The sequence below is a fragment of the Sphingobacterium sp. NPDC055431 genome (genome assembly GCF_053644255.1).
Map to the genome: position 1 here is coordinate 112,394 of NZ_JBSHLH010000010.1, position 9,832 is coordinate 122,225.

General features: G+C 41.4%; 4 protein-coding genes. 1 reads left to right on the top strand and 3 read right to left on the bottom strand.

Translation table 11 applies throughout. The features are described 5' to 3' along the window. Window positions 1-87 precede the first annotated feature (87 nt). Window positions 88-960: a universal stress protein gene (locus tag ACWIB3_RS10915; protein WP_454291601.1), complete on the top strand. Its 873-nt coding sequence runs from the start codon at window positions 88-90 to the stop codon at window positions 958-960. Here ACWIB3_RS10915 and ACWIB3_RS10920 read toward each other — a convergent pair. The 3 genes from ACWIB3_RS10920 to ACWIB3_RS10930 form a co-directional block, all read right to left on the bottom strand. Continuing rightward, a complete protein-coding gene (locus tag ACWIB3_RS10920) occupies window positions 920-3,382 on the bottom strand; it encodes a phosphocholine-specific phospholipase C (protein ID WP_454291602.1) in 2,463 nt (820 codons plus the stop codon). The two genes, ACWIB3_RS10915 and ACWIB3_RS10920, sit on opposite strands and share 41 nt — an antisense overlap. A gap of 160 nt (window positions 3,383-3,542) precedes the next feature. Beyond that, on the bottom strand, window positions 3,543-5,417 hold the full coding sequence (locus tag ACWIB3_RS10925) for a RagB/SusD family nutrient uptake outer membrane protein (protein WP_185217916.1): 1,875 nt from the start codon (window positions 5,415-5,417) through the stop codon (window positions 3,543-3,545). Window positions 5,418-5,429: 12 nt separating this feature from the next. Beyond that, window positions 5,430-8,663, bottom strand: coding sequence for a SusC/RagA family TonB-linked outer membrane protein (locus tag ACWIB3_RS10930; protein WP_237219527.1), 3,234 nt, complete (start codon window positions 8,661-8,663; stop codon window positions 5,430-5,432). Window positions 8,664-9,832 lie beyond the last annotated feature (1,169 nt).

A 9,832-nucleotide genomic window follows, 5' to 3' on the forward strand; every position in this document is an offset into this window, starting at 1 on the left:
ACACCATTCTGCCCTTCCAGGGGTAAAACTTGATTCAGGCCTTTCTTTTGGCTATATTTGGGATACACTCATCCTACCGATAGTATTATGAAAAACGCACTTTTAATTCCAACCGACTTTTCTGAGAACGCATGGGTAGCCATTAAATATGCCGCAAACCTAGCCATCAAATTTAACTGGGATATTCATGTACTCCATGTATATCAAAAGTTTGATAGACTGCTTGCCACATCAGAATTCAATGAAGCCGTAGCGAAACACAATGAAGATGCTTCCATAGGTGAAATGCAGAAATTGGAAATCAGGATAAAAACTGATTTTCCTAAACTTGGATTGACTACCGCATGTATCGACGGAAATTTGACGGAAACAATTTTAAAGGTCGCTACGGAAAACAATGCACCCTTCATCATTATGGGTACAAAAGGTGCTAGCGGATTAAAGGGATTGGTGTTTGGCAGCAATACCTTCGAAATTATCCAGGAATCCCCAATTGGAGTAATTGCCGTTCCTGAATCATATCAGGACTTTAAACTGGAAAATATCGGGATGCTGACCAATTTCCAGGCTACAGAATTTGACCTCATCGATAGTTTTATCCATAGAACAAGTCCTGCAATTGACTTGACACTTTTGCATGTGCTCGAATCCAATAAAAGCAATGACCAGAACACTATACTATATTGGGAAGAAAAGATGCTTAAACATACCGGCGTGAATTCAGTCACGTTCAAAAGTAAACAGATGATCAATAGGATTGATGTCAAACAACCAATCCCCTATTGCATCGAGCAAATGATCCTGGAAGAAGGAGTAGATTTACTCCTTCTTACTTATACCAGGAAAAGCTTCTTTGCTAATTTATTTTCTAAAAGTTTGACAAAATCAATTGCCAATGAACTGACTGTACCGAGCTTCTTTATGCGAGAATATTTTCTCCACCCATTAAGGGATCAGTAATACTTGCTTTGCCATTTTCTATATGACCTGCATATTTAATGAATAGGTCTGGATCTTGATCCGAGGTAACCTCAAAATCATACCAGCCATTGGATTGATCCAATTTCCAATTCTCTTTTTTGCTTTTATGAGCAACAAGGATCTTTGGCGAATGTCCATAGGAAGGATCCTGTACTTTCAGGTCCACGGTACTGTTTTTCAATTCCAATTGGAAACCCATATTCGCATGACCGCTTACAGATTTTAGGGTTGGAAATGCTGACTTCACCTTCCCTTTGAATGCTCTATAGAATCCATTCGGCCCATGTACGGAGAAACAGAAGGTATCATTTTTTATATCGGAAAGATCTATGCTGTAAACCAACTCTTCTTTAGCTTTAACAGCAAAATTCCAGGTTCTCCCGATTTCGTTCTTCGCACCATAGGCGGTATGCGAAATCAATTGAAAGGGTACTCCTACCGTTTTACTATGGCTTAGGTTTCCATAGAGGCCAAAATGGAAGTATAATTTCCCTCCCTCCACAGATAGGTTCACATCCATATCATAAGGAATGGCACAGGCTGGTTTTGTTCCTTTCTCTTGCAATCCAAAACCGGTATTAAAGGAAAGGTTATTCTTAATCTTGGAAAGACTATCAGGGTTAACGGCCTTGAAGTTACCAGGAATGGACTTATCCTTTGCTGAAAATATCCGTTCTACATATTGATCCCTGTTGACAAAATCAATGGTCGGACGCTGATTTTCTGGAATCGGCCTGAAGGAAGATGTTAGGTTTCCACAGATCAGTCTTCTCCAATCGGTCAGGTTTGTCTCCTTGACTTCTTTCTTATATTTTTTCTGGATAAAATGCTCTAAAAACTGCAAGGTCGAGGTATGGTCGCATACTTCTGAATTTACCCACCCGCCTTTTGACCATGGTGAGGCAATGACCAATGGCACACGATATCCTAATCCTATTGGACTATCATGAACCCCGGTTTCTCTTCCTGTTCTCTTATTCTCTTGCTCTACGGTTACATATTCGTCTGCTGTATTCATCCCTTTTGGAACTGCACCAGTTTCCTTTTTACTGCTCAATGGTGAAATAAAAGGCGCAATATGATCAAAGTAACCATCATTCTCATCATAGGTCAGGATAAAGATGGTTTTCTTCCATACTTCAGGATTGGCTGTCAGGATATCCAAGCTTTCAGAAACATACCAAGCACCGTACCATGGTGATCCTGGATGATCCGAAAAGCGACATGGCGCTACCAACCAAGATACTGCAGGCAGGTTTCCTGATTTCACATCCTCGCGGAACTGATGAAAAACATCACCCTTAGGCACTTCTATCTCGACCCCATCTTGCCCCTTGATCTTGGAAAGCTTATGGTAATTCGGGTCATTTGTATTGGTCGCAAAGGCACGAAGATGGATTTCTTGCTCTTGCTTGCTTAATTTCTTGAAATTCTCTGCTGAATATTTTTCTACATCCTTTTTATAACCTTCCAATTCATTCACCACCTTTTGATAGGCTTCTTGGTTCGCAAATTTAGCTACGGTCAGTAAATGCTCGATTTCCTTAACTTTTTTCTGCGCAAAGCTATAATATGCTGGATGGAATTTTACCTGATATTGTTTATGGAATTCTAGGTTATTATCGGTAAAGTTGGCCAACCAATCCTCTTCTTCACCTTCGAATCCAACGGGCAGACTCAATTCATTCTGATATACCTTCCATGAAATTCCAGCTTCCTGCAATCGCTCTGGATAAGTTTTCCAACTCACATCTTTGTAATTGATCTGCGAATTATCGACATGGGCCGTAGATTCTGGATTATGGGGTTCTTCTCGCACTGTACCCGACCAAAAATAGGAACGATTGGCACTGGTACCCGTCAGGGAGGAACAGAAATGTTGATCACACACCGTAAAGGCATCCGCGAAAGCATAATAAAATGGAATATCCTTTCTTTCAAAATAGCCCATGGTCAGTGGGATATGTTTGTACTCAGGATCTCCGGCTTGTTTAGCTTCCAACCAGGTATCCATCTTCCCCTCATTGCGGGCGGCGACCATGTCGCGCCAGCCATGTGGTAGGCTTCCCATCCAGGTAATCTTGGTGTTTTCAATATCTAAATGAAAGGGAGCATAGATCTCCGCTTTATTATTCTGTTGGTACCAAACCGGCAAACCACTGGGTTGAAGCATGGCCCGAGGATCATTGAATCCACGGACACCTTTCAAGGTACCATAACAATGGTCAAATGATCGGTTCTCTTGCATTAAAAAAACAATGTGTTCCGCATCCAAGTAGCTACTTCCTGGTTTGGCATCAATGGCTAAGGCTCTTTGTATTGATTCAGGTATTAGGTTTATGGCAGCAGTGGAACCTGCAAGCATCGAAGCTTTCTTTAGAAATTCTCTTCTATTATCCATTAAAAATTAGTTTAGACAGCAAAGCTATCATTTTAATCAGTTTAAACTTTAATATAGGCATTCTAACCCTAAGATTTAACCAAAACTTATCATAACCTTAATATTATTACACAAAAAAGCCCAACCTTCCGGTTGGGCCAATCTATAAACTTACCTAATCCTATTCGTAACCAGGATTCTGCAATAATTTAGTGTTCCTGTTGATTTCATCTCGGTGGAATGAACTAAAGTACATCTTATCATTCCAGCTTCTGTTTTCAATACCTGGATTCAATGTATTTACCGTATAGATATACGTGTAATTTGCTGGATCATGTTTGTAAAGACTTACGGTTTTTCCCGGTTTCAATTGCCCGAAAACATCCATGATCGTTACTTTACGACCTAAGGTGGTCGAAGCGATCATCCAACGGCGGGCATCAAAGAAACGGTGCTCTTCATATGCAAGCTCAATACGTCTTTCGTTACGGTAGCGCTCTTTCAAGGCTGCCCCCGCTTCGGTAATCGCTGGCATACCTGCACGGAAACGGATCTTGTTTAACCAAGTTTTCGCTTCTGCATCCTCGCCCAGTTCGATACATGCCTCCACATAGTTCAATACGGCTTCGGTGTAACGCAATAATGGCCAAGGAATCTGCTGACGTGTATTTTGATCTACGATTGCCGGGTTTGGATCCACAAATTTCCTGTAGTAATAACCGGTGTACGAACCATTCCAATCCTCAATCGGACTGTTTCTGGTATCCAATCCGAATACCACTGTTTTCGTTCCTGAACCGTTACCGATTTCATAACGGCCTGTCTGGATCTGATTGAATGGATCTCTATTCCGAACGTCTTCCGTTCTTGGTTTCCAACCTGCACCATCAGCACTGATGGTCACGTAGAACCTAGGGTCACGATCCGTATAAGGTGCTGCTTTATGGGCTGGATTGTTCCAGTCAAACTTCACACCTGACCTAAACTCATAATCATCAACCAATAATTGAATTGGTGAGTTTCCGGACCAGTTATGGTATCCGTTAGGACCGTTATCACGACCTACCCAGCCACCACGCTCATCTTTCAAGTCAACAAAGAAACGACCTAAGATCAGGTCTTTCTTACCATCCGCATTCGCCACTTTACTTCCACCACCCATCGCTATATCCAGGTAATTTGCCTTGCCCTCTTCGGCTGTTGCTGGAGCAGTCAAGCTCATTTGATAACCGTACTCAGCACGGTCAACAACTTTCTTCGCTGCATCCTTAGCTTTTTGCCATCTTGCTTTTCTGTCACCTGACAAATAACCCAAGAATTCTGGCTTTCCATATCCACTGATAACAGCAGATTTACCTTTGGCTGTTGGGATATCATGCAGGTCTGATGCTGCATAGGTCAATACCCTAGCTTTTAATGCAAGCGCAGCAACCTCATTGGCACGACCGTTAACTTTCGCTACGCCTGTCAATAATGTTGTCGCCGAATCACAATCGCTCACGATCAGGTTCACACATTCCTCATAGGTATTTCTTTCTTTCATGTAGTCTGCTTCCCCTAATTGGTAAACCTTCGTCACCAATGGAACAGCACCATAAAAACGCAATAACTGCTGATAGAAATAGGCTCTTAAAAAATAAGCTTCTCCTAAAAGTTGATCCGCTTTTGCTTTATCGATTTCCGGGGCCCTTAATTTTTGGATGGCAACATTCGTCGCACGGATGCGGCTATACATGTTCCCATAGCTGTAGGTACCCATGATATAACCTTGGTCGGCAGCATTGGATCTGCTCTCGGTTACGGTATTGATTCCACGTCCTGGATGGGTAAACAATGCCTCATCCGTCATCGAAGCCATCTGTTGCTCTTCGAATCCTCCAACCCCAAATCCATTGTAGATCTCATAGATAAAGGCTTGTGCTAATGCGGCATCCGTCCACACTAGTTCCTCAGGCGCTTCGTTTAATGGTCGTGTGCTGACGAAATCATCATTACAGGAAGCCATTAACCCCACAAAGGCCAAGGATATATATTGTAATTTGAATTTAAATTTCATGTCTGTCTATTTTTAAAAAGAAACCATTACGCCTGAATTGATCAATCTAGCTTGTGGGTAATAATGCCCAATAGCATTGGTCGATTCCGGATCATAAACTTTCATTCCACTCCAAGTCAACAAGTTCTGTCCACTTACAAATACCCTCAGGCTGCTTACTCCGAATTTCTTCGTCCAGTCGGTAGGTGCATTATACCCCAATTCAACGTTTTTCAAACGTAGGTAATCGGTGTTACGCATCCAATAGGTATTGTTGTAGGAGAAGTATTGATCACTACGGTCTGTAATACGTGGATGTTCACTGCTTGGGTTATCAATAGACCAGCGGTTTTCATAGAAATCAATCAGGTAGTTACCAATGGCTCCGGATTCATCCGTACCGATACGCGTTTCTGCCCCCATGGCTCCTTGGAACAACACTGATAGATCAAAGTTCTTATAGGTAAACCCTAGGTTCAAACCGCCCTGGAAGGTTGGCACATTGTTCTTGTCACGACGTACACGGTCATCCGGTGTGATCTTTCCATCGCCATCATAATCCTGATATTTCATGTCCCCAGGACGTAGGTTCCCGGTGATATCACTGTAATCGATTTTGTTCGCATCAATCTCTGCTTGATCTTTGAAAACACCATCATAGATATAGTACATGCCCGCGTTGATCGCTCTTCCTGTACTCTTTTGCCACTCTGGTGCTCCTGGTGCTTCATCCCAGAAAATGATCTTGTTCTTCGCATAACCTCCGTTCACCGATGCACTGAATCCTAGTTCACCGAACGTCTCACGGTAGCCGATATTCAAGTCGAAACCGGAGTTATCTACCTTACCGATGTTCTCTACCGGTAATGACATCCCTGTACTTTGTGGAATAGATGCATTTCTTCTCCAAAGGATACTTTCACGACTGTTTTTGAAGAGATCAAATTCAGCATTGAATTTACCGCCCAAGAATTGTAGATCAAAACCTAAGTTGTAGTTGTTGGCAACCTCCCATGTGATGAACATATTCGGAACGCGACTTTCTCTTAGGGATTTTACGATCTCATTATTGATAATGTAAGAGTTGAAACCATAGGTGTTGAAGTATTGGTATTCTTGTAATGCACCTTCAAAATAGATATTATCGTTACCCATCTGTCCATAGGATGCACGGATTTTAAAATAATTTACAAATGGCACATTCTCTTTCCAGAAATTCTCTTCAGAAACCATCCAACCTAACATCGCTCCTGGGAAGAATCCATAACGGGTATCTGTAGGGAACATGTAAGAACCATCCACACGCCACAATAACTCAGCGATGTATTTGTTCTTATAATTGTAGTTGAACCTACCGAAATAGTTCAAACGAGCTCTTTCCCATGCACTACCATTGTTATCCTTTTCTGTATCACCACCAGCGAATAGATAGTCGATATTATTGGAGATAAAGTATCTTCTAAATGCCGAGAAATTGTCGTTTCGGATCGTTTCGCGGTTTACCCCGGCCAAGATATTAAAGATATGGTCACCAATGGTTTTATCATAAGATGCAACAGCACCCAATAATACGTTCATTTGATCTTCACTACTTTGGTTTAATCTAGGCTCTGCAGGACCTCTTTTACCAGCTACCAATTTTGGTGTGGTTCCATCGGCTTCGTAGTCACCCTGCCAGGTATATAGGAACCATGGAATCTCCCATCTTTTGGTACCTCTTACATATTTATCCACGGCTGCTGTACCGGTCACTTTCAATCCTTCCACACCAGGGATCTTGATCTCGATCTGTCCGTTGGTTTGGAAATAATAGCGCTTGTCGCGGTCGTAACCTGTTGCATCCGTAGAAATTACCACTGGGTTTTCCCCGTATTCGATATCAGGTCCCGGCATTCCATTTGGCCAGTAAGCTGGCATGGTCGGGTTACCACGCATCAACATACGGAAAATGGTTCCTGCACCTTTTGTTGGAAAGTTCCTGTTTTCCTGTCTGCCCAATATACCAAACTGTGTTTTGATGTATTTGTTAATATTGGCATCCAAGTTCACACGGATATCATATTGTTTATACCCCGTTGCTGAATTCTTGTAATATCCATCCTGGTTCAGGTAACCCATCGACATTAAGTAACGAAGGTCTTCGGTACCACCTTCCAATTGCACATTGTGCTTGGCTTGTGGTGACCAGTTCTTTAATGCTTCTCCGTACCAATCGGTATTCGGGTGACCCCAAGGATCAGATCCATCAGCGAATAGTTTTTTGTCCTCTGGATCAAATGGAGCCGTTATCGTGTTGCCATTCGGTCGCTTATAGGAACCTGCTGAATTAAAGGCATCCAATGCAGCGCCCCACTCGGCCACCGGAAGTTTGTAGATTTCCAGTTCATTTCTCATTTCGGCATATTCGCTTGCATCAGCCAATTTTGGGACTACAGTAGGTTGCGAAAAACCTTGGTTGAAGGTATAGGAAAGCAATGGCTTGCCTGTCTTACCGCGTTTTGTCGTTACCAAGATTACCCCGTTTGCTGCACGGGCACCATAAATGGCTGCCGACGCATCCTTCAGCACCGAGATGTTCTCGATATCTGCAGGGTTCAAACGATCGATACCTCCAGCACGTGCAGGGATACCATCGATTACGATCAGTGGACCTGAATCTCCCAAGGTGTTCGTACCACGGATTCGGATGTTGGAACCATCATAACCCGGTTCACCACTTCCATTCGTTGCTACCACACCCGGAACACGTCCGGCCATCGCATTGGATAGGTTGATTGCAGGAGATTTTTTCAGCTCTTCCCCCTTAACAGCTGATACCGCTCCTGTTACGGTTTCTTTCTTTTGTGTACCATAACCAACAACTACCACCTCATCGATATTATCCGATGTCGGGGTTAGATCTACGTTGATGCTGGATTGATTGGAGACCGAGACTTCTTTTTTCTCTAGTCCCACTGAAGTAAATACCAAGGTTGCTGACCCAGGCACACCTTCCAAAGAATAATTTCCATTTTCATCGGTTGTTGTGGCTTGGTTAGTTCCTTTAACACTTACAGTTACTCCGGCCAAGGGTTGGCCTGTCGAGATATCTTTCACTGTTCCTCTTACAGTTACTTGATTTTGCCAATGCGTTGCAAAATGAGTTGCATGCACTGCGGAATGGGAAAATGCGGACACAGAGGCAATACTGCAAAGCATTGTGATTCCTCCAACCCGAAGCATTTTTAACCCACCCTTTCCATTGAAAAGATGGCGGCGTTTAACCATAGAATTAAGGCGTTTAAGTTATTATAGATTTATGTTTAGTTATCCTAAGATAGACAAAAGGATAAGATGTGCAAACCATTCGCTAAATAAAACGCTAATTATATCCGGTAAATTTTCTTTTTAAAGAAATTAAATGTTCAACAAACATTTATCAACCTATTGCTTTTCAATAAATTAAAAAACATCCGAGTATCTATAGTAATTTCACAACATATTGTAACAAAAACTAAAGATCATCTAATTAACAGGCTAAATTTTCAAAAATTTATAACAAGAGCTCAATTTATTTCTATACGAAATATTTATAAGTAAACAAAAAATTAATATATATTTATAACTAAAATATTGACCTTCAATAATATTAATATTATCTTGAAAGAAATATTTTCAAGAATTAATTATTAACATGAAAACCATCCTAACATTATTAATCTTTTTCAGTAGTTTTCTTTGGACTGCCGTATACTCCATAAAAACCCAAATTATGACCAGCGAATGGACCTTGTTTTTTGCTTTATTTATCACTTCCCTTTTCCATCTATGGATCTATAAGAAAAAATATAAAAGAGTACCTCGATATTAAACAGATCCTTCCGATATTAACCTGTAGAAACTAACTCAAAAACGCTCTTGTTTTTGATCAGAATACCCCGTGATTTATACAGGTTTTATTCGACACTCATTCGAGACATATTCGAGAAACAGCCGAAATTTACCTTGAAAAAATATGGTGATTGATCATGATTTTTTCAGCATTCTTTCGGACTTGACTTTCCATCAAGTTAAGAAGGCTTCGAATGGAATGTGGATATAGATTGATGCATATTGCGAATTTTGAAAACAAGACCAAAACAAGGTCAATACTTGACTACATACTCCCCTCCCCAGACAATATCATTTGATTATTTTTTTTCATACTGAGGTTCATCCGAAGTATCTCGGAGCTATGCAAACCTAATATAAAAGAATTTGGATTGGCGTACAGTGCGTCAATCTTATATAGTTTGGGTTGGCGAACAGTTCCTTCACTTTTGCTGCAGCATGACAGGATCTCTGGGAGGAGAACCCTACAGATTCTTCACTTCACTCAGAATCTATTTTTTTTAGTCATACTGAGGTTCATCCGAAGTATCTCGGAGCAATGCAAACCTAATATAAAAGAATTTGGA

Excerpts from the sequence above, each read along its gene's own strand:
- ACWIB3_RS10930 (WP_237219527.1), bottom strand. The coding sequence starts at position 8,663 with ATGGTTAAACGCCGCCATCTTTTCAATGGAAAGGGTGGGTTAAAAATG.
- ACWIB3_RS10915 (WP_454291601.1), top strand. The coding sequence starts at position 88 with ATGAAAAACGCACTTTTAATTCCAACCGACTTTTCTGAGAACGCATGG.
- ACWIB3_RS10925 (WP_185217916.1), bottom strand. The coding sequence starts at position 5,417 with ATGAAATTTAAATTCAAATTACAATATATATCCTTGGCCTTTGTGGGG.
- ACWIB3_RS10920 (WP_454291602.1), bottom strand. The coding sequence starts at position 3,382 with ATGGATAATAGAAGAGAATTTCTAAAGAAAGCTTCGATGCTTGCAGGT.